The sequence below is a fragment of the Algibacter lectus genome, assembly GCF_900112395.1.
Taxonomy (GTDB): domain Bacteria; phylum Bacteroidota; class Bacteroidia; order Flavobacteriales; family Flavobacteriaceae; genus Algibacter; species Algibacter lectus.
Window position 1 is genome coordinate 804,114 of the sequence record NZ_FOLN01000001.1, and the last position, 23,538, is coordinate 827,651.

Below are 23,538 nucleotides of genomic sequence, written 5' to 3' on the forward strand. Positions count from 1 at the left end.
AAAGGTTTATTTTAATAATTCATAATAAATATATTCCCAAGCTAAACCAACACTAAACAACGGTGGAAAGCTATAATCTTCAACTTCAGATAAAATATATTGAACTCCAGATATTTTTTGATACTTAAATATATCTTCGAAATCTATTTTCCCGCTTTCTCCTAATTCTTTATAGTCTTTAACATGCCAACTAATAAATCGGTTAGGATAGGTTTCAAAATAATGAACAGGATTAACACCTGCGACATGCATCCAATAGATATCCGATTGAAAAAACACATATTCCGGATTTGTGTTTTGCAGAAAGTAATCGTAAACTCTTATACCTTCAACCATTAAAAATTCATCAGCATGATTATGAAAAATAAATTTTAAGTCATTGTCTTTACAAAGTTTTCCGATTTTATTATAATAATTACAATAATCTTGAAGCTCTTTAATTGTCTTAATACTTTTTATTTTAATATTTGAAGTTGAAAGATATTCGACACCCGCTTTTTTATGATCTTGTATAGCCTTATTCCACCAAAACTTGATTGCAACATCATCATTTTTATCTGCAGGATCAAAGAACGTCATAGAACCTAAAAACCTCATACCTGCTTTTTTAACTACAGCCTTGAACGCTTCCGGAGTATAACCATAAAAACCCCCTTCTCTATACACAAAAGTTTCAACATAACTATAACCCATTCTACCTAATTGGATCAAAGTTTTTTCTGGATTTTTAAGCATATCATCATGGACCGAAACTAATTGAATACCTATATTCTTATTTTTAGGATTATGTTTGATGTATCTCGTTTTCCATAAATGTTTTTCATTATTATCAAAGCCTTCCAAAGTAACATCGGTATAATTATTAAAGTTAAAATTAACCGTCATGGTGTTATTTCCATTAAGATCTTTATCCTGCATGGTCCATTTTTTTTCTGAAGAAAACCTGCCTTTCCCTGTAAAAAAAGTACCTTCATTATTATGTCCGGCTGCAAAGACAGTATTCGTAACACGATCATAACCAATTATCTCCCTAAGTATTGGTTCATATTTACTGGCACTATTTTTTTGCAAAACCGTTATGCTAAGCGAATTATTATTAAAATTACTTATACTGCTCATTTTCAAAGTCGGCAGTACTGCAACGCTATCTGTGCTAGAATTAATAGCACTTACCCATTGCCCAGAATATTGCCTTAATCTATCTTTTTGAGAAGAAATACTATAGTCTGTTTGCCCAAAACTGAACGTAGACATTAATACAGTCAATATCTTAATGATTCTATTTCTTGCTTTCATTACAATTCTTCTTTTAAACCTTCTAAAACTCCAAAATAAGCGGGTTTTGGTTGTAAATTATCATCGTAAATAGTTGGCCAATCGGTTATACTAAAAAAGCCATCTATCCAGGAGTCTCTATCTGTAAAATCCCAAAATGTAATGCCGTATTGTTGTGCTTTCGGTACAATGGAACGGTACATTTTAACAAGGTTTTTATATTTTTCGGCTTGTGCCTTTTTCATATCATCGGTTAATTCAGTGTAAATTTGTTCACCGCCATATTGCGTATCATTATGTGCATTAAAAATAATATCAACTTCAGATAAATGAATTTTTAAACCTGTATCGGCTGCTTTCTTCAAGGCATTTGCAATCACCTCATCTGGAATATCCATACGGATATGCATTTGAAAACCTAAACCATGAATTGGAATATTTTTCTCCCTTAAATCTTCTATTAATTTAAGTGTTGCATTTAGTTTTAAAGTGTCTCGCTCAATATTAAAATCGTTATAAAACAAAACTGCATTTGGGTCGGCTTCATGGGCATAAGTAAATGCTTTAGCGATGTAATCTTTGCCCATAACGCTGTACCAGATGGTCTCTCTCATGGCTCCTCCTGCAGATTCAAATGCTTCGTTTACAACATCCCAGCCCGCGACTTTACCTTTATAGCGGCCTACATAAGTTGTTATATAATCTTTCATAAAACCGGCTAACCACAACGTATCTTTTAAAGCTTTCTCTTCTACCCATTTAGGTGTAGAACTGTGCCAAATTAAATTATGACCAAACAAACGTTGGTTATTATTTTGAGCGTAATTAAGAATACCATCTATTCTGCTCCATTTGTACACACCTTCGCTTTCTGTGATTCGGTTCATTTTCATGTCGCTTGCAGAGGTTATACTATTGAAGTTTGATTTTTGTAAATCTTGAAGCTCAAAATCGGCATTTAAAGTTTCAATTTTAATGGCGGTTCCTATTGGAAATTCCGCATTAGCTTTTAAGCCATTTTCTTTCTGTTTTTTATTACATGCATGCATAACTAGTAATAACAAGGTTACACAGGTAATTTTTAAGATTTTATTGAAAAGCATATTCTTATTATTTGTTGGTTACTTTCGTTTGTATGTTTTTTATCTCTAGACCTAAATACTTTAACTTTTTTATATAGAAAAGCCCTAAAATGCGGAACAACTTAGGGCTTTCTAACTAAAATATTAAATGATATTTATTACTCTAATCCTTCTAAAAACCCAGCATATGCAGGCTTTTTATTATAATCTTCGTCAAACATTAATGGCCACTCTGGAACACCCCAGAAATCTAACAACCATGACTCATTATCTCTTACACCCCAAACTGTTAATGCAAATTTATTATCCAACGGAATGGCATTATAAATTTGAACAACCTCTTTAAATTTGTCTTTCTGAGCATTTGCTCTATCTGAAGAAAGTGAAGTTAAACTGGTATCTTCTTCTGGGTTTGCTCTAATATCTAATTCTGCAAAGTGCAATTTTAAATTTCTAGATACTGTACCATCTGCAACAGCTTGAATATTGGCTGCGGAAGGCCCGTTGTAAGAAATATGCATTTGTGCACCTACACCATCAATTAAATCTCCCAACTCATCAACCAAGTTAAACATAGCTTGACGTTTTGTTGGGCTAGATGCCATGTTGTAATCGTTATAAAAAAGAATTACATCTGGGTCTGCATTTCTAGCAAACTGAAAACATTTTTTAATATAATCATCTCCCATTTTTTGTCTAAAAACTGAATTTCTTAACGGGTGCCCTGTACCATCTTCAAAAGCTTCATTCACAACATCCCAAGAACGTACCTTTCCTTTATAGTGATTTAAAGTTGTTGTAATATAATCTTCTACCATAGCTTCAAACTCTGCATCGGTTCCAGAAAAATTTTCTACCCAACTAGGTGTTGCATTGTGCCAAATTAAAGCGTGCCCATGCACATTCATATCATTTGCTTGAGCGAAACCTACAATGGCATCTCCAGCAGAAAAATCATAATTACCTTCTGATGGATACATAATATTCATCTTCATTTCATATTCCGAAGTCAAGTTATTAAACTCATTCTTTAGAATTTCTATATGCTTACCTCCTGCCGCAACATAAGGCGATCTTGTAATTGTACCTACCGAAAATGTAGTTGCTGCACCTTTTAAACTCGCTGTATTTACACTTCCACAAACGGCATTAAGACAAATACCTATTTCATCTACAATAATATCTTTACTAATGGTGTTTGTAATACCATCACTAGATACGGTAAGGCTAATAGTATATCTTCCTGGAGTATCGTAAGTCACCTCTTTTACTCCTGCTCCATCAGCAATAGCGCTAGAGCCATTTCCGTAATCCCAAACTCCGGTATATGGTAGGTAATATTCGGTTGTATTATTTAAAAGAAGCACTTTTGGATCTGATAGTGATATTGTAAAATCGAACGATGCTTGTATAGCATCTGGAAGTTCGGTTGGTCCAAATGTTGGAGAATCATCTGAAGAATTAGAACAGCTAAAAGCCATAAATAATACTACCAAACGAATTATATATTTAAATGTGTTTTTCATAGTTTTTTCGTTTTGTTTAGTTTTTAACAACTTTAATTGCATCTATTAAAAATGTTCCTTTTGTTTTCCCCATATCTAAAGCTATAGAAGATGTATCTGAATTTGCTGTAAATGTCCAAGCATATTTTGTCCATTCTGCAGATGCGATATAACCACCAGCATATTGTTCGGTACTATTTGCACCTGGATTAGTAGAATATCTAACAGAAACAGCATCGCCTTTAATCCATAATGATACGGTGTAGTCTGCTCCATTTTCGGTTGCAAAACCATCACTTACCATTTGAGCTTCCCATTCGTTACCATCGACGCCGTTATTAACTCTAAGCGCTCTAGAACCACTTAAAACATCTACAGTTTCTTGAGTCATTCTATCTGCTCCATTGTTTTGACTCCAATTAATAAAATCATTTTCTTCACCTGCTTCTAAATCACCGTTTAATAATTCGCTATCATTAGAAGGTAATGGCAAGGCAACTTCGCCTTTTACAACCTCAACAGCATCTATTATAAATGTTCCTTTTGTTTTTCCCATATCTAGTGCTAATAAGGTTGTTGCAGAGTTTGCTATAAAGGTCCAAGAGTATTGAGCCCAATCGGAAGTTGCGGTGTAATTACCAGCATACTGATCGCCACCAACTCCAGGGTTTGTAGAAAAACGGATTGAAACAGGAGAACCTTTAATCCAAACAGAAGCAGTATATTTTTCACCATCTACGGTAGGAAATGCATCTGAAACTAATTGAGTTTCCCATTCGTTACCATCAACATCATTGTTAATTTTTACAGCTCTAGAACCTACTAATGGTTCGCTGCGTTCTTCCGTCATTCTATCGGCTCCATTATTTCTACCCCAATTAGTAAAATCATTACCTTCACCTTCTCCAAAATAACCATTAGCTAACAAATTCTCAGGATTTATTAAATGACGAATGTCTGATGGCGGTGGCAAGGTTACCGTAATATTTTGACTTGTATGTAAGTTTGTTAAAGTACTTACCATAGTTAATTTTACTGTTTTAGAACCTGAACTTTTATACTCATACACTAACGGGCCATTTTGATCGATTACTTTAGAACCTCCAACTTCAAATTCCCAAAAGCTATAAAACTCTTCTTTATTTGGTGTTGTATTTTCGAATGTAAAAAAGCCAGACTCTCCTTCTGGAGCAGTTACTGTAAATTGTGGTTGTGTTAGTTCTATAACCGCATCGTCATCAGAACATGACCAAAACGCCAGACTTAAACATAAAAAACTTAAAATTTTAGTTGTTTTCATAATTGTTTTAATTAGTTTATTTAGTTATCGATATGTTTTCAACTATAAAAAAGTAACCTGAAATATTTTTTTAATTGAATCCATATTTTTGATACTCAAATTTATTCTTTAGCCATCTTTTTGAGTATAATAAATGTAGCGATGAATGACAAAATTGTTGCTTTTTATAGTAAAACCAACGTTCTACCTCACTTTTACAACATCCAACGAATCGTTATTTTTAGCAATCAAAATATAGGTTTCATTTTTTACTGCTATGCTTTGCATATCCTTTGAATCTCCAGTAACAAAAAAGCCAGACTGATTAGCAGACATAGCCTTAAATTCACCTTGTCCATTTCCCTTTAAAAGTAATCCATGACCAGCATCATTTCGTGGTGTTTCAACTTCAGACACATATAAGTTACCTACTAAAAGGGCATCTAAATGCGTGTCTTTATCAAAATCTTTTACTATTATTTTATTGATACTAGATACCTGAGCATCTATAGGTAATTGATGCGTAACAAAATGGTCGTTTTTATTTTCTAAATACACACTGGCAAAAGATTTTACGCTGTAATGCAACGACGACTCTAAAGCTTTTTCTGTGTAAACATCTACCAAAGTAGCCTGAGAAAAAGTTTCGTAATTTTTAAATTTACTTTTAATACCAGGTATTTGTTGAGATGAACACGACCTACCACGAACTGGGTATTGCTTGCCTTTATTGAAGTAGCTTAAAACAATATCGGTTTTGTGGTTGTTATCAAAATCGTTAACAAAAATATCGAAGGTTTCGTTTTCTGTGGCTTTATATTTATAATTTAAGCCATTGTTGCCGAGTATATAATCCATATCACCATCGTTATCAAAATCTCCTGCTTCAATACTCCACCACCAACCTGTAGTATCTTTACTTAACCCCATGGTTTCCGATACGTCTTCAAAACCAGTTTTTATATTTTTATAAATCTTTATAGGCATCCACTCGCCTACTAAAATAACATCTGGCCAAGAATCGCTATTAAAATCGGTGATAACAGCGCTTGTAGCCATTCCTATATTTTCGAATACTTTGGAGTAACTTTCTTCAAATAAATTAAATTTTGGACTGCCTTTTTCTCCAACATTTTTTAATACATAAGAAGAAACTGGCATTGGATATTTACCTGGTATTTGCCTACCTAAAACCAATAAATCGTCCTTTCCATCTTTATCAAAATCTGCATTATAAACTTTAGATCCACTTACTAAAAACTCAGGTAAAACTTCAGGTTTTGCTCGTATAAAGTTTCCAGCTCCATCATTAATATACAATCTATCTTGTAGTAATTTTGGTTGCGTAGCAAACTCATAACCGCCACTTACTATATACAAATCGTTATCATTATCTTTGTCTGCATCAAAAATGAGTGCGCTAATATCTTCATAGCTTTTATCTTCTAGCAATGCCTTTATAGATTGCTGCTCAAAAACACCTTCTTTATTCTGAAAATACATAGCTCCAGAATTTTCGTGAGATCCTCCAATAAAATAATCGTCCAAACCGTCTCCATTTAAATCACCTATAGCCAAAGCAGGGCCAAACGCCGACATTTTGTGAGGCATTAAAACTTGATGTTCAAAATCATCAAAATTATTTTCAACGTGTTTATGTTTTGGAAAAGAACTTTCTGAGGCTTTAGAAAATATTTTTTGATAGCTATCCGTTTCGTTGTTATTCTTTGCTTCAACTATGGCATCAGCATAACTCAATACTAATTCTTGATTTGCTTTTAGATTTTTTAATTGCTGAATTTTCCCATCGGGCCAAACCACTTTTAGGACTTCTATATCCCTTTGTTTGCCTAATCCAAAATGTAATATTGGTGCTACGGAAGATTCAAAGCCCCGAGTAAGCGTAAGCTCTTGCATTTGAGTTTTATTCGCCGTTGTGATATAAACGCGCGCTCCCAAACCGAAAGCATTTGCTTTTTCCCCCTTAAATGAAACCATTAAATAATTATTGATTTCGGAGCTTTTGTTTTCAAAAACGGAAGCATAGTCGTCAATATTATTTGTCACAATTTCTAAATCGCCATCATTATCTAAATCTGCATAAATTACACCGTTAGAGAAGCCTTCGAACTCAATACCCCAATCTTTATTAACACGTTTAAAATTGAAATCACCTTTGTTTTGATACATGTAATTATCTAATTTCTCTGAAGGAATTTGTTCAACTAAATAAAGGACAGAATCGTTTGCAACCTTAAGTTCTTCTAAATTATTAAAAAAATCATTATTATGAATCTCTCTTCGTGAACCGTTAGAAATGTATAAATCTTTGAACCCATCGTTATCAAAATCAGCAAACAGTGGTCCCCAACTCCAATTTGTAGAAGACACTCCTGCTAATCTTGAAATATTAGAAAAATGAGGAATTCCATTCTGGTAAACTCCCGAATTAACTTGCATACAGTTTTGCATGTATTGGGTTTGAAATCCCGCATTTTCAATATTGGTGAACAACTGCGGATTCATGCTAGACATGTTTTCTTTTTGTCTTTTATTATCTTCCGCATCCATATCTGCTTGAAAAATATCGAGATTTCCGTCGTTATTAAAATCCGAAATATCGGCACCCATACCATAAAACGCTGTATGCGATGTCGCTTGTTTTATAACCTCGCTAAACGTACCATCTTTTTGATTTAGAAACATTAAATCTGGTGAATCAAAATCGTTAGACACATAAATATCTGGCCAAGAATCGTTGTTTAAATCGCCAACTGTAGCACTTAATGTTAATCCGAAATTTATAATACCTGCTTCTTCCGATACATCGGTAAACGTGTTACCATCATTTCTATATAAATGATCGGATTCAATAGCTTTTACATTTCGCATATTCTGTTGATATACAAAGGTTGGCGAACCAAATTTTGTTGGCGGATAATTGGCTACATACACATCCAGATCTCCATCTTTATCATAATCGAAAAATGTTGCTTGTATACTATGGCTAGCATCATCCAATCCATAAGCAGTTGCACTTTCGGTAAACGTACCATCTTGATTATTGATGAATAATTGATTGTTTCTAGGTTCAAACTTCCCGCTTACGGAACTATAAATATCTAAAAACCCATCGTTATTAATATCTACCATAGTTGTGCCTGTATACCACCTTTGATCTCCAGAAACACCTGCTTTAGTTGTAATATCTTCGAAGTTTAAACCACCTTTATTTAAGTACAATTTATTCTCTGCTTGGTTGCCTGTAAAAAACAAATCTATTAAACCATCATTATTAATATCTCCAGCAGAAACGCCTGCTCCCATATACATGTAAGCATAAGTAAAGTAGTTTAACTTATCTGTTTCACTAAGTGTATTTTCAAAATCTATTCCTGATTTTGAAACCTCAACTGAAGAAAAAATTTTACCATCTATAGATTTCACCTGTGCTTTCTCTTTGGAACAACTAATAAGTATTACAAAGCAAATTACACTTACTACATATGCTTTTAAATATCTAATTTCCATTTATTAATATTTAATGGTTGATAATAAAATTCTAAAACATCTTTATTTTTACAAACGTTTTTTAAAGTTAAAAAGCAGCACAATTACATTGTGCTGCTTTTATCCAACTTAAAAAACTATCACTAAACTAATTCTAAACTATTTTTAATACCCTGGATTTTGGTCTGCTACTGTAACGTTTGGATTTGTTGCAATTTCCTTATCTGGTATTGGCCAAAGCTCATGTTTACCAGCTTGAAAATTAGTACCTGCTAACTCTGTAGCTGCGATGCCCCAACGAATCATATCATCAAAACGTACTTGCTCTCCACTTAACTCTACTTTACGCTCGTGCACAATAGCATCGAACACAGCCGATTTAGAAAGCGAAGTAGATAAAGGATCTAAATCTGCACGTGCTCTAACTTCATTAATATACCCTACAGCAGTTGCTTGAGAACCGCCTGGTCTTTCATTTTCACATTCGGCCATCATTAATAACACATCTGAGTAACGAATTACTTTCGGGTTAATTCCAGATTCCTGCACCTCACTAACTTGCTTGTAATAATTTTGATATTTTTTCCAAGCAATAGGTCGAATATCTCCACTATTTTCAGCAAAATCTCCTTCTACAAAAGTATTAGCGCCATTGTTGTATGTATCTCCAACAAAGTAAAAACTACCTTCAATTCTGTTATCTCCAGGTTCAAATTCGGCCACTAAATCATCTGATGGATATACGTTAAACCAATCTAACACACCATAATCTTGACCTCTATAAGTCGCATGATTTTTACCAAAACCAGCAACAAGACTAGACCATTTGTCTCCTGTTCCTAAAGATAAATCGTATTGAATTTCCCAAACGGACTCTATACCATTTTCTGTTTCTTCTTTAAAATTATCGTAGTAATCAGACTCTAATTCGTATCCTGACATTTTCTTAAAAGAATTTAAAGCTAGTTCATATTCTTTTTGGTATAATAATGCTTTTCCTAAAAATGCTTGCGCAGCTCCTTTTGTAGCACGACCAGTTTCTTCTTGAGATTTTGGTAATAAGTTTGCTGATGCAAAAGTTAAATCTTCAATAATTTGATTCATTACATCGGCTTTTGGGCTCAATGGTTTTCCTTCTGGTTGTGTAAAATCACCGTTTCTTAAAGGCACATTACCAAATCTATTTACTAATAACCAGTAATATTGCGCTCTTAAAAATTTAGCTTCTGCCATAAATTTAGCCTTTGTAGCAGTCGACAATTCGTTTTCTGGAATCTTATTTATAGTAGCTTCATTACCTATAACAAAGTTTGCTTTGTTTATGCCTCTAAAACAACTGTCCCAATATTCTGCAATTTGTCCGTTAGTGGAATCGAACGAGAAATCGTAAAATGTAATTTTATCGGCCTCTTGCTGTCCGTTTGGAGATTGCTCATGAGACATATTATCCATCATATACCAAATTAATCTACCATATAATGAAATGGTTTGTAGGTTAGCATAAGCAGCATTTACTGCAGATTCTACTTGAGTTTCTGTAGCGAAGAAAGTTTCGGGAGACAGTTGATTAGGGTTGGCTAATTCGAACTCGCTCTCTGAACAGGAATTCACTATAAATATCCCGAACAGTGCTGTAAGTATTAATTTATATGTTTTCATAATTTATTTCTTTTTTATTAAAATGATACTTGAAGTCCTAAAATAACAGATTTAGGTTGTGGATAAAGTCCACGGTCTATTCCAAATTCTTGATTTCCTTGTCCTATTTCTGGATCTAATCCGCTGTAATCCGTTAGGGTGATTAAGTTTTGGGCACTTACATATAATCTCAACTTTGAAAAATAATTTTCAAATACACCGTCGGTAAACGTATAACCTAAGCTAATGTTCTTTAACCTTGTAAACGATCCGTCTTCAATATATCTATCTGAAACACTATGGTTTTGTGGTGCTCCTGGCACTCTTGGTTGTGTTGTAGATGGATTAGTTGGTGTCCAACTATCTAGTAATAATTTACTTCCATTAAATAATCTATTGGCACCAGCTTCTAAATCGTATTTGTTAGTGTTATAAATATCAACACCTTCTATACCTGTGATGTATAAATTTAAATCGAAGTTTTTATAATTAGCACTTAAGTTTAATCCATAAGTAAAGTCTGGATAAGGGTTTGCCAAAATATCGCGATCTTCAGAAGTAATGTCTCCATCTCCATTTAAATCTTTATACCTAACATCTCCAGGTTGTACTGTAGTTTGCCCTGGATTTGATGTAAATACCGCTGCTACCTCTTCTGGAGTTTGGTAAATACCATCGCTTACTAAACCATAAAAATGAAATAACGATTCGCCAACCGTAGTTCTAGAAATGTTTCCTTTACCATCTTTCATGGCTGCACCTTCAAAAGCATCTAAGCTTCCTAAACTTAAAACTTCGTTTCCACTAGTTCCTAAATTTAAATTCGCCGACCATGTAAAATCACCTTCATAATCATTAAATCCTAAAGCTAACTCTACACCACTAGTTTCTACCGAACCAACGTTTGCCGTGATGTTTCCGGCATTAATACCATTAGATAATGGTGCTGGTAAGCTTAATAATAAATCGTCACTTTGGTTTCTATAATATTCTAAACTTGCAGTAAACTGCCCATTATTTAAACCAAAATCTAAACCAACATTAAACATGGTAGTTTCCTCCCATTTCAAATCCGGATTTGCGCCACCATTTGCAGTTACACCTGCTCCATTACCATCGCCTAATGGGTACTCAAAATTACCCGTTAACGTGGCACTGTATAAATAGTCTCCAATATTATCGTTACCAACTACACCGTAACTTGCTCTAAGTTTTAAATTACTAACATTAGAATCGTCTAAAAAGTTTTCTTTAGCAATATTCCAACCTAAAGAAGCCGATGGAAATGTTCCCCAACGATTGTTTGCACCAAATCTTGAAGAAGCATCTCTTCTAATAGAAGCAGATAAAATATATTTATCTTCAAAGTTATAATTAACCCTTCCTAAATAACCTAATCTATTGGTTTCACTAGAACCACTTCCAATAGATGGCGTTGTGGCACCAAATTGAACTAACTCGTTTGTAATTAAGTTTCTTGCACTTCCACCAAAATTTGTACTCTTGTTCTCTGTTTTTTCAGCAAGTGCTAATAATTCTAAATTATGCTTTTCAGCAATAGTTGTACTGTAACTTAAACTGTTTGTAAAAATTAAAGTTTGCCCTTGAGTATGACTTCTACCATACTCGGCATAGTTTTGAGCATGTGTACTACTACCGTCAACACTATCATCACTAAATGATGGCGTAAATGTGTTTCCATCAAACGTAAAATAATCTAAACCAACTTGTGTTTTATAATTTAAACCTTCAATAATCTCTAAATCGGCATATAAGTTACCGATAACGCTTAACGTTTTGTTAATGCTTGTAGGGTGTGTTTGAATACGTACTGGGTTTTCAGCATCTTGTCCATCTGCAGATGAAGAAGGCCCTTGAAAACCGCCATCGTTATTAGAGTTATAAACCGGTAAATACGGAGCCGCTTTAATAGCATGAGTAATTAAAGAACGTCCACCACCCGATAATTCTGGGTTTTGTTTTCCAAACGAAAGCGCCATAGACTCACCTACTTTTAATTTACCGATATTAACAGAACTGTTTGCTCTAAACGAATAACGCTCAAAGCCTGTGTTAACAATAATTCCTTCTTGTTTTAAATATTCCGCAGAAAAATATTGAGAACTTTTATCGGTTCCCGCAGAATAGTTTAAACTATGATTTTGCATCATTCCTGTTCTAAATATCTCATCTTGATAGTTTGTATTTATTTTATACGTAGATAATGGTCTGTTTGGAAAAACTCCTAAATTACCTGCATGTTGCAAATACTCAATGGTATTCATGGTGTTGTAACGTTTCGTGTTTTGTTGAAACCCCGTATACGTATTGAATGATAGTTGGCTTTTACCACTTTTTCCTTTTTTAGTTGTTACCAAAACCACACCATTAGAACCACGTGCTCCATAAATAGCAGTAGTAGATGCATCTTTTAAAATAGATACATTCTCGATATCGTTAGGGCTTATTCCAGATAAATTACCAACAATAACACCATCTATAACATATAATGGCGAGTTGTTACCAAAAGTACCTAAACCTCTAATCAAAACTACCGGACTAGAACCTGGAACACCACCGTTTACAACAGTAATTCCTGGTGCACGCCCCTGAAGTGCAGACTCTGCATTAGTTACTGGTAAAGCCGACATTTCTTCAGCATCTACCGTAGAAACTGCTCCTGTTACCGTGGCTCTACTCTGCTTTCCGTAACCAACTACAACAATAGCTTCTAGTGCTTCTAGAGATTCTTCTAAGGTTATTTTTAATGTATTTTGATTACCTACAGTTAGCGTTTTAGTAGCCATACCAACGTAACTTACTGTAATTTGATCTCCTATATTTACGTTTTTCAAAGAAAAATTACCATCGAAATCTGTAGATGCTCCATTTGTGGTACCCAAAACAATTACAGACACACCAGGTAAAGGCATACCTCCAGTATCTGAAACTGTACCGCTTATGGTTTTTGCTTGTGAAAAGGCATTTTGCATGCAGAACATAGCAAGCAACATACCCAAAAGTTTAAACTTCATCATATTAAATAGTTTAAGTTAATTAATTAGTTATTTATTTAGTTTGTTTGTTAATAATACTCTTTTTTTTAAAACAGATGTAGAACTCGCATCGGCAACACCAGTAAAATTTGGTTGTTTACCTCCTACACTTAGCAATACATTTCCCGGTTCTAATATTTTTTTCCCTTTAGAACTAACCCAAGCATACTGTTCAGTATCTAATTTATAATTTAAGGTTTTAGTCTCTCCAGCAGCTAGATGCACTCTATCAAAACTAACCAAAGTTCTAATTGCGTTTTGCTCTTGTTTATCTAAATGTGTTAAATAAATTTGAACCACATCATCGCCTGCAACTTTACTTATATTTTTTATTTCAACTGAAACATTAATAGCATCTTTAAGCGTTACTTGATCTGCTATTTTTAGGTTTGAATATTCGAAATTTGAATAACTTAGTCCGTGACCAAAAGGAAATAAAGGATCTCCTTTAAAATATTTATACGTTCTATTCTCCATGTTATAATCTTTAAAATCTGGTAAATCTGTTACCGATTTATAAAAGGTTACCGGAAGTTTCCCTCCAGGATTATAATCACCAAACAAAACATCGGCAATAGCTTTTCCTCCAAATTCTCCAGGATACCAAGCTTCTAAAATTGCAGGAACATTTTCGGCTGCCCAATTTACAGCCAACGCACTCCCATTCATTAAAACAACAATAGTTGGTTTTCCGGTTGCATGCACCTTTTTCATTAATTCTATTTGGTTTTTAGGTAATGAAATTTCAGAGCGGTCACCTTTATCGAAACCTTCTAATTTCACTTCCATTTCTTCGCCTTCAATTTCTGGTGAAAGCCCTAAAAACAATATGGCAACATCGGCCTTATTAACTGCCTCTATAGCTGGAGTTATTAAGTCTTCATCTAATTTGGCCCAAAGCAAATGTGCTTGCGGATCGGACAATACGTTGTTATACTCTATTTTAATATTGTATGATTTATCGTTTTCTAAAACCGTATCGAAATACTTTGTTTTTGGCTCATATTCTGCACTAAACTCGAAATAAAGTGAATCGTTTATAAACAATTTAGCAAAACTACTTGCCTTTAAACCTATTCTGTATGCACCACTTTCGGTTGGTTTTAATGCTCCTGTCCAACGAACCGAAAAGTTATCAGATTTTAAATCGTTAATAGGGCGTTTTGGCGTCCAAACAAAATTGATAATACTATCTACCCTTGTAAACTCAGGCTCACCTTTAAAAATGTTATTACTAAAGTACTCTCCTTTTAAACCTGCTTCGCCTTCGCTTTTGAGTTCCGAATTAGGAATAGGTGTTAAAGTGGACCATCCCGTAGCAATATCACTACCCAAAGCATAATGTATTTCTGTATTAGGTAATTTCGACTTTATAGCTTTTAAAGGAGTAATAAACTGGTTTGGCGTACCATGATAATTCCCTAATAAAGCTTGTGTAGAATTTGCATTAGGACCTATTATAGCAACGGATTTTAAATCTTTACTAAGTGGTAATGTTTCGTTTTCATTCTTAAGCAACACCATAGATTCCTTAGCCACTTTTTCCGACAGTGCAAAATGCGCTTCGCTTACTACAACATCATAAGGAATGTTTGCCCATTTTACATGTTCTGGAGCATCAAACATACCTAATTTAAAACGTGCTAAAAACAGTTTTTTTACAGCAGCATCAATAGCTACCTCATCTACCAATTCTTTTAAAACAGCATCGCTAAGACTAGGGTCGTAAACATTTCCGCAATTTAAATCTGTGCCGTTATTTAACGCCATAGCCGCCGCTTCTGCTGGTGTTTCTACAACGCCATGATGTTCGGCTTGCCAAAAATCGTTTATCGCCCAACAATCGGATACTACATAACCATTGAAACCCCAGTCGTCGCGAAGAATTTTTCGTAATAGCATATCGCTACCACAGCATGGCACATCTCTATATCTATTATACGCACACATTACGGAATAGACATTCGCTTCCTTAACGGCTGCCTTAAATGCTGGCAAATACGTTTCGTATAAATCTTTATTATTCGTTTGGTAGTTATCTTGGTGTCTCGATTTCTCCGGACCGCTGTGTACAGCAAAATGCTTAGCTGTAGCAACTACTTTCAAGTATTTATCATCATCGCCCTGTAAGGCATTAATGTAATTAACACCAATTTTACTGGTTAAAAATGGATCTTCACCATAAGTTTCTTGACCTCTACCCCAACGCGGATCTCTAAAAATATTGATATTGGGTGTCCAAAATGTTAAACCTTGGCCCATGCGTCTTTTACCCTCTTTTATAAACTGATGGTGCTTAGCTCTAGCTTCATCTGAAACTGCTGTTCCCATTTCAAAAATTAAATCTGGATTCCATGTTGCCCCCATACCTATAGCTTGAGGAAAAACAGTCGCTTCTCCCGCTCTAGCAACACCATGTAAACACTCGTTCCACCAATTGTATTCAGGAATACCTAACCGTTCTATTGCTGGAGCATCATATCTTAATTGAGATATTTTTTCTTTTAAAGTTAAACGCGATACTAAATCGTTAACACGTGCTTCTGTAATAAGCGATTCATCTTGAAATTGAAAAGCAACCTCTTTTTTGTTAGAGTTACAAGAATTCAAGACACATGTCAATATTACAACAAAAGCTATGTTATAATATTTAATGTTCAATATGTTAAGTTTAGTTATTAGCATATATAATTTGCGTTTAAAAGAAACTGAATATCATAACCAAAATGAAAAGCATAAAACAGACCAGTAAAATTTCTGCTAAAAGTTTTAATAGGGTTTTGCGATGTTTCATTTTGAAATTCAATAATTATGAAATCAAATATACTTGACGAATCGCTTTTTTGATAGAACGCATTAAGCAAACAATGAGAATTTTGTTGCGATTACCCCTATAAACACATGTTTTACAACATTTGACACAAAAGATGCAACATCTATTACAAAACAGCCTTGATGTTAAAACATTGATATACTTAAAATAAGGCAGCTAGAAATATTAAGATTGAATACGTTTAGCACAGATTATAATGCATAAAAAAACACATAAAAACTATGCTTTTATGTGTTTTTCTTCTTTAATTTGAAGCTATAATCTATTTACACCTCATCGTCTTTTACCTTAACATCCGTAGGCAGAATTCCGAAGTGGGCCTTAAAACATTTTGTAAAATATGAAGGTGAAGAAAACCCTACTTTATAGCACACCTCACTAATATTAGAATTTCCGGTTTCCAGAATTTGTTTAGCCTTCTGTATACGTATTTTTCTTAAAAACTCATTTACCGTTTGGCCCGTAAGCGATTTTATTTTGCGATAAAGCTGACTTCTACTTAAATTTAACTGCGATGCCAAAACCTCAACACTTAAATCGGAATCACTCATATTTTCACTAATGTAGCTTAATACTTTTTGTATAAACTCTTTATCAATAGATGTAGTTCCGGCTTGTTCCTTACCACTTATATCTCCAAAATATTTATCGAATATTAACTTTCTACTCGTTATTAATTGTGCCAAACGTAATTTTAGTAAACGCATATCAAACGGTTTTACCATATACGCGTCGGCACCAAAACCAATGCCCTCCATACGGTCGTCTATTCTGGTTTTAGCAGTTAGCATTAATAACGGAATATGACTCGTTTTTATATCCGTTTTTATTTGTTTACAAAACTCAAAGCCGTCCATTTCTGGCATAATAACATCGGTTAAAATAATATCTGGTATAGATTGCTTTGCAATTTTTAAGCCTTCTTTTCCATTTTTTGCAACCAATATTTTGTAATGATTTTTTAATTCACTTTTTAAATATTTTCTCAGCTCCACACTATCTTCTACAATAAGTAATGTACTCGATTTAGTGCCACTTGCTGCATCGCTATCGGTTTCTGTTGTCTCTACAGCAGAATTTAATATAAATTTTTCCTTTTTCACACTTTCTGAAACCACCTGAGGTGCAAGTTCTTCTTTTGTAAAATGTGTATTCCCAGCAGGAAGTAGAATTCTGAATGTGGTGCCCTTACCGACTTCACTTTCCACTTCAACTTTACCTTTATGCAGTTTAATAAAACTTTGCACAACCTCTAAACCTATACCTGTACTTCCGTAATACCCTTTGTTAAGGTTTTCAATTTGATAAAAACGTTCAAAAATTTTATTTATTTGATCTTTTTCTAATCCTGGACCTGTATCCGATATTCTAATTTCTAATGCCTTACGTGGTTCTTTTTCATCTATTAAAGGGAATAAAACCAAATCGTCTGTAGATAAAATATCTGCATTAATAGCACCACCATCTGGCGTAACTTTTATAGCGTTAGACAGGATATTAAAAATAATTTTCTCTAACATACTCGCATCTGCCCAAATTGGTAAATCGGGCACATCGGAATCCATAGAAAGATAAATATTTCGGTTAGATGCTTCTTCTTTAAAAAAAGCAACCACATCTTTTGTTAAACTCACCAGGTTAAATTCTGAAGCTCTAATATTAACTTTATCGAGTTCTAACTTTCTAAAATCCATAAGCTCGTTAATCATTCTATAAAGCCTATCGGTATTTCGATAAATAACATCTAGTTTATCTTTAACAGTAAACGGAAGGCTTAATCCTGTATCTCTTAAAATATCTTGTAGCGGATTAATTATTAAAGTAAGTGGTGTTCTAAACTCGTGAGAAATATTGGTGAAAAACTGAATTTTCTTCTCATTTAATTGATCTTCTTGTGCACGCTGAATACGTTCGTTTTTAATAGCCTCCTTCTCTTTTATTCTACTTTGAGTCATTCTATTTAAAAGATATACTCCCATAAAAAATAAAGCAATGTAACACACCATGGCAACATTTGTTTTCCACCAAGGTGGTAACATAGTTATTTTAAGTGTTAGCGGCGTTTCGTTCCAAACTCCATCATTATTCGCGGCTTTCAGCTTAAAGGTATACTCGCCATAATCTAGGTTTGTGTAGGTGGCACTTTGCAGATCGCCCACATAATTCCAAGATTCCTCGAAGCCTTCTAAATAATAAGCATATTGATTTTTTTCTGGTCTTGTGTAATTAATCCCTGTATATTCTATAGTAAATACCGTTTGCTCGTAATTAAACTCTAAACTTTCAGTTTCGGTAATAACCTTAGTGAGTGGGCTATTTTCCTGATTTGGAACTACATCTTTATTGAAAATTTTTAATCCTGTTAAAAACAAAGAAGGTACGCTCGAATTTACCTCCAATTTTTCTGGGTTGAAGTAATCTATACCTTTGTAATTACCAAAATAAAGCACTCCACCTTCATCTTTTAACGTGGCGTTGAAATTAAAATCGTCGGACAATAAGCCATCGTTAGACGAGTAGCTTGTTACCTCATTTGTTTCAATATTTAACTTTGAAATTCCCGAATTACCCGTTACCCAAATATCGCCAGCATCATCTTCAATAATTCCGGTTACATTTTCTTCTAGAAAACCTGTAATTTTATTATACCATTTAAACTCGTTGGTTTCCTTGTTGTATCTACAAAGTCCGGCACCCCGCGTTCCTATCCAAATATATTGGTTAGAAGATTGATATAATGACAGAATATGATTGGCACTTTTTTGATTGTTAGGTGCCTGCGACATCTGCTCTTCTAAAGAATCCAGTTGCAATTGGCCATTTTCACTTTTTGTTATTTTGAAAAGCCCAGCGGTAGTACCAAACCAAATGGTATTATCTTTATCGACTAAAATTTTTCTAACATCGGTAGTTGAAATGCTTTCAAATGGACCAGAATTATAATTTTCAAGCACACCTGTTTCTGGGTTATAAGCGTATATACCAGTGTAAAACGATCCTATCCAAATAATCCCATCTTGATCTTCTGTGATGGATAAAATAGCATTAGAAATTAAACTTCCATTAGAGTTTTCTACATTGTAATTCTTAAATTTATTTTCTCCTTTTTTTAGTATATAAAAACCATTGTCCCAACTTCCTGCCCAAACATTTTCTTTACTATCTATAAAAATCGTTTGGATATAGTTACTAGTTAACCCCGAATAATGCTTAACGTTAGATAGATTTATATGCTTAAATTTTGAGTTTTTAACATCAATTACATCAATGCCTCCACCATCCATGGAAACCCATAGTTTATCATCACTATCTTCAACTATACCAGTTACAGAGCCCGTTTGTAAAGAGTTTATATTACTTGTTAAACTTTCTATATTGCCAAACTTATCAAAGAGTTTATCACTTACAGCAACACCGCTGTTGTAATACCCTAGCCAAATACGCTCTTCCTTATCAAGAAATAAAGACCAAATAGAGTTTGAGCGAATACTATTTTCATCTCTTTTGTGATACAAATATCTTTTTATCAGCGTTCCGTTGGAGCTAAGATGAAAAAGCCCATCATTCTCAGAACCAATTAATAAGGACTGATCTGGCAACTGAACCATAGCAAGTATGCGCTTATTACTTATTTCAAAATTTGAAAATGCCGTAATGGTATCATCTTCTAACTGATATTTAAAAACGCCATTTCCGTAAGTTCCTGCCCATAAATTATTGCTTGAACTACATTTTAATGTTTGTATAGGTAGATTGAAATTAAAATTATTGTTGCTATGTGGTTTTCTAATTTTATTATTGGAATAATCTAATATGCGAAGCCCAACACTGGTTCCCAAAAACACCGTTTCATTACAAATCTCTATGGCATTTATAGCGGGATATCGATTTCGGTTAATCACTTGAACAACTTCTCGTGTTTCTAAATTCATTAAAAACAAACCTAAACCTCGAGTCCCTATTAAAAGATTCCCTCGATTGTCTTCTTTAATACTTAATACTGAAATACCAATCTCATTGGTATTACCAACAGGTATTTTTTCAAACTGATCTAAATCTCTATTGTATAGATTTAAACCATCTTCTGTACCAATCCATAGTCGATTTTCTCTATCTAAATACGACGAAAAAACAAGATTGCTTCGTAATGACGTAGAGTCTTCAACTTTAAATTTATATGACGTATAATCTATACCATCAAACTTATAAAGCCCAGAGCCATTGGTGCAAATCCACATAAACCCATGATGATCTTGGGTGATAGAATAAATACCTACCTTAGAAATTCCTTCCCTGATATTAACAAAACTAAAATCTTGAGTAGGTGTTTGTGCCCAAAAATTTAGGGACAAGAGAAAGCTGAAAAATATTAAAAGATTAGTGCATCTTTTTAGCTGCATATTATTACAATTTATTTAGGACTAAAGTTAACATCATTTGTTAGAATAATTCGATCCATTTTTAAACCATCTTCGCGCATAGAGAATGATAAAATAGATTCTCCTTTTTCTAGATCTAAAAATATAGTTTTTGGCGTTCCACAATGATTTTCAGGTACACGTTGCGCTGACGACCAAGTCCATTTATTTTTACCATTGCACCATTGCATGCGTGCTCCACTTTCTGGCCACGTATTGTTTACACCAGCATGAACGCCGTTGTCTTCGGTACCCTTAGAGTAAGCACTTACCCAAACATAATAACGACCAGCTGTATTAACGTTTATTTTATATGAAACCAAACCACCAACACCTGGCAAAGGGAAAAAATTATCACCTGTAATTAAAACATCGTCATGCGTAACGCGTGTATCCGGAAAGGCCTCAATATATTTATTAGAGCTTGCGGTTTTACTTTGGTCTGTTTTCTCTTTAGCCGTTTTAACAATCCACGCTCTGTTTGTTCCATTTTTTGAATTATAATGAAAATCCTCTGCTTCAATTTCTAACACCCCATCTTTTTCTGTAAAAGCAGTTTCAGCTTGTAACATACCGTTAGTTACCATGCCTTCGGGTGTTAAAACTAAACGACTCCATCGACCTCTAGACCAGGCTGTTTCATCGTTTTCAGGTATTTGTTTATTTGTAACAGCCTTAGATGCTATTTGGATAATATCATTTTCAGCAATAAAAATCCTGCCTAAATCATGACGTGCTTCATTAAATGTTTTATCTGTTTCTGGGTTTGTTACCTCACTTATAATACTACCATTTTTTAAAATAAGGTATTCCGATTCCCCATCATTCTCAGACATAGAAATAAACGTCAAGTTATACAATCCAGATAATCCGCTAAACCTATTACTAGCATAAGCTAACTTAGAGCGTTGGTCTTTATCTGCAGCGTTTATAGCTAAAACGTTATTGGACTTATCTTTATAATATACCGCGTTGTTATTATCTGTTTCTATCTCAAAATCCGTTAAAGCATTTAAGGTTACTACTTCTTTTTTAGTTTCCGAAGTTCCTTTTTTCTTTTTATTTTTTAAGGTTAATAAAGCCACCCAATCTTTTTCTTTATTTGGAGGAAAACCAATGTCTACTTTTTGGCCACCTTGTATTTTCTTAATAGTTCCGTTTTGTAATGCTTCGCCTGTTCTTGGGTTATACCATTGTATTTGAAACATTTTTTTAGAACCAAACAGGTTAATTTTTGTTTCTTTTACCTCTGGTAAATAAATAGCATAGATATCATCATTTTTAGCAAAAACAAAATCGTCTGGATTATCAGTTAAACCATCGGCCGATTGCATTTCTGTAAAAGGTAAATACTTCTGAAAAAACTCTAAACCATATCTTGTTTGATCCCAAACGGCATCTCTAGAACGCCAATCTTCACATTTTAAATCGTTGTGATCAAATTTATACCCAAAATACCACTCTACGCCAGCTCCTCCAGCCATTAAATTTGCCCATAACACTTTGTGTCTAATATCATCATGGTCAGGATCGTCCTTATCTGGTTTTGCTCCAGTATCGGCAGGGCCAATTTCATCTTGATTTACAACCCAATTTCTTCCATTTTTTTGAGATTGATCTATCCATTTTTTGGTTATGTCATGAATTAAATCAGGTTCGTGTGTTTGAAGTGAAGGACCATCTAAAAACGGATAGCCTAATAATGGATTTAAAAACAAATCTTGATCTTTTGGTTGAGAGTGTGTATGTAGCACCACTAAACTCTGGTAAGGGTCATGGGTTTTAATATACTTAGCCATGGCTTTTCTATCGCTATCATTTTGACCTTTTGGAGACCAATGTACAGGTCCATTTTCTTCTCCCAAATTCCATGTTATTGCTAAATGATGAGAAAATCTTGCTATTAACTCTCGGTAATACAGTTTTCTTTGTACGCCAAGTTCACCAATATCCATTAACAATTCGTTCTCTGTTTCTTGAGTTACAATATGTAGCATTAAACCTAACTTATCCATGTGATCGAAAACAATTTCCCATTGGTCTAGTTTACTACAATCGAAGCGGTAACGCTCATTCTCGTCTGTCCATGGCCAAACATCTTTTCCGTCTCCTTGCACATTCATGGTTAAAAAATAAACCGAATTCATGCCTTTTGATGCTAGATAATTTAATGCACCAATAATGTTTTTCCCTTTTCCATTTTGCCACGTTGGATCTCCATTTTTCCAATCTTTAAAATGCGGTTGGTATCTGTGTTTATCAGGTGTTTGATCGAACTCATAATATCCTAAAAAGTTTTCAGGACTATCCGTTCCTCCTTTTAAAAATGGTGTATTATTTTCTGCATAGTGCAAATATCTATCGCCCGTATATTGCAATCTTCCTTTTGCTTGTTCATCTGGTTTAGTAATTTCAAAATCACCTTTTACACCATCAAAAGCCACTGGTTCTCCGGCTTCTTTACTATCATCTATAGCTATATATTTTCCTTTTCTAAAAGACACCTCGTAAGTCCATGTGCCAACTTCATCTGGAGTAAATCGAACTTGCCAAACCTTTCCTTTCTTAGCGCTTGTTTCGGTAGCATTACCATCTGCAGCATAAAAACCGGGAACGTTATAAGTCTTCTTTTTATTCTTAAAAACAACATTAAGTCTGTAATTTAAAAATGGATTATCCTCTTGACTTTCACTAAAAGTATCTCCTTTAAAATTTAAGGTTATTTTTTGCCATTTTTTTAAGACGCCTTCGACTTTTACATCATTATTTTGCGAAAAAGTTAATTGGGTAATTAAAAAAAACATCACTGTTAATGTTCTCATTATATCTAGTTTTGGTTGGTTAATTGGTTGTTTTGCTAAATTTCGGAGAATTAAATTAAAATCCACCAAAATCTACTTTAGTTTTTATTTACTCTTTAAAAGTATATATTATTTTTATCA

The 23,538-nt window shown here is 33.9% G+C and carries 10 protein-coding genes; all 10 read right to left on the reverse strand.

Translation table 11 applies throughout. From position 1 onward, the window contains the following. Window positions 1-6 precede the first annotated feature (6 nt). Window positions 7-1,296 (reverse strand): sugar phosphate isomerase/epimerase family protein, encoded by a 1,290-nt coding sequence (locus BM246_RS02805; RefSeq protein WP_083415692.1) that lies wholly within the window; start codon window positions 1,294-1,296, stop codon window positions 7-9. Next, window positions 1,296-2,378, reverse strand: a complete 1,083-nt coding sequence (locus BM246_RS02810) for an endo-1,4-beta-xylanase (RefSeq protein ID WP_074935698.1) — start codon at window positions 2,376-2,378, stop codon at window positions 1,296-1,298. The genes BM246_RS02805 and BM246_RS02810 overlap by 1 nt, the downstream gene beginning before the upstream one ends. Before the next feature lie 137 nt (window positions 2,379-2,515). After that, a complete protein-coding gene (locus BM246_RS02815) occupies window positions 2,516-3,883 on the reverse strand; it encodes an endo-1,4-beta-xylanase (RefSeq protein WP_175489766.1) in 1,368 nt (455 codons plus the stop codon). 16 nt (window positions 3,884-3,899) lie between these two features. After that, on the reverse strand, window positions 3,900-5,162 hold the full coding sequence (locus tag BM246_RS02820) for a carbohydrate binding domain-containing protein (RefSeq protein ID WP_074935700.1): 1,263 nt from the start codon (window positions 5,160-5,162) through the stop codon (window positions 3,900-3,902). A gap of 183 nt (window positions 5,163-5,345) precedes the next feature. Further along, window positions 5,346-8,672 carry a VCBS repeat-containing protein gene (locus tag BM246_RS02825; protein ID WP_074935701.1) on the reverse strand — a complete coding sequence of 1,109 codons (3,327 nt, stop codon included), beginning with the start codon at window positions 8,670-8,672 and terminating at the stop codon, window positions 5,346-5,348. Between the two features lie 144 nt (window positions 8,673-8,816). After that, window positions 8,817-10,310 carry a RagB/SusD family nutrient uptake outer membrane protein gene (locus BM246_RS02830; protein WP_042498428.1) on the reverse strand — a complete coding sequence of 498 codons (1,494 nt, stop codon included), beginning with the start codon at window positions 10,308-10,310 and terminating at the stop codon, window positions 8,817-8,819. 17 nt (window positions 10,311-10,327) lie between these two features. Further along, window positions 10,328-13,327, reverse strand: coding sequence for a SusC/RagA family TonB-linked outer membrane protein (locus tag BM246_RS02835; RefSeq protein ID WP_074935702.1), 3,000 nt, complete (start codon window positions 13,325-13,327; stop codon window positions 10,328-10,330). Window positions 13,328-13,354: 27 nt separating this feature from the next. Continuing rightward, window positions 13,355-15,955: a glycoside hydrolase family 3 protein gene (locus BM246_RS02840; RefSeq protein ID WP_175489767.1), complete on the reverse strand. Its 2,601-nt coding sequence runs from the start codon at window positions 15,953-15,955 to the stop codon at window positions 13,355-13,357. A gap of 489 nt (window positions 15,956-16,444) precedes the next feature. Next, complete coding sequence (locus BM246_RS02850) at window positions 16,445-20,530, reverse strand: two-component regulator propeller domain-containing protein (RefSeq protein WP_231961809.1); 4,086 nt, start codon at window positions 20,528-20,530, stop codon at window positions 16,445-16,447. Between the two features lie 59 nt (window positions 20,531-20,589). Beyond that, window positions 20,590-23,418, reverse strand: a complete 2,829-nt coding sequence (locus BM246_RS02855; protein WP_231961810.1) for a DUF5060 domain-containing protein — start codon at window positions 23,416-23,418, stop codon at window positions 20,590-20,592. Window positions 23,419-23,538 lie beyond the last annotated feature (120 nt).